Here is a 906-nt window from a genome sequence, read left to right on the forward strand (position 1 = left end):
AGCCAGGATCAAACTCTCAATTTAAAAGTTTACACTTTTTAATTTGAAATGTTATAATCTGCGCCAACTGTTAGGCTGGTTAGCAAGCTCATTACAATTCTCTTAGTCTTAAAACTAAGAATTACTTTTTGCTAAAGTAATTAACTGATTTAACGAAATATTATTTCGTTTCTTTACCTATTTCTCTGTTTAATTTTCAAAGACCAATTTGTTTTTTCATCTTGCGACGACTTCTACTATATTACTAGATACTTCTCAATTTGTCAACAACTTCTTTTAATATTTTTTAAACATATTATTAAAGTATTAAATGTTAACTTATTAATGTTTATCTTTGTCGATACCTGTTCGTAGCGACAAGGATTATTCTATCATAAGAATAAAGTCATATGTTTAAGTTTTTCCCCATATATAGATATTATTCTTTATTTACTACGTATTACTTAATAATCCTTTATATTAACTATATTGACACACATGGATAAGTATATACTGAAATATCTATATTTAACGACATTTCAGAAGGAAAGTTTCTCGCTTCTATAAGTGGGGATCAACTACCCTAGCAAAATAAAACTTCAGTGGGGGGATAACAATTGAGAATTGTTATCTACTCCAGAGACGTACCTAGAGGTAAATCTCCTTCTGAAGTCGCTAATATTGCAGCACCGTAGGTGATGATTTAATGATATAACTAGAGCATAATCCCTTGATAACTTATACCTACTTTTAATTTTATTGTGAGTGTTAATATTAATAATTTTTTACAATAAAAAAACAGCCCATAACGGACTGTTCTTTGGTGGAGATAAAGGGGCTCGAACCCTTGACCCCCTGCGTGCAAGGCAGGTGCTCTCCCAAGCTGAGCTATACCCCCATATGGTGGACCTTCAGGGACTCGAACCC

1 tRNA gene is annotated in these 906 nt (G+C 32.3%); it reads right to left on the reverse strand.

The window, feature by feature from the left end:
* Positions 1-800: 800 nt before the first annotated feature.
* Positions 801-877, reverse strand: a tRNA-Ala gene (locus tag LGK97_RS19600).
* Positions 878-906: the final 29 nt, after the last annotated feature.

Source organism: Clostridium sp. CS001, from assembly GCF_020443565.1.
In the GTDB taxonomy this organism is placed as follows: Bacteria; Bacillota; Clostridia; order Clostridiales; family Clostridiaceae; genus Clostridium_AD.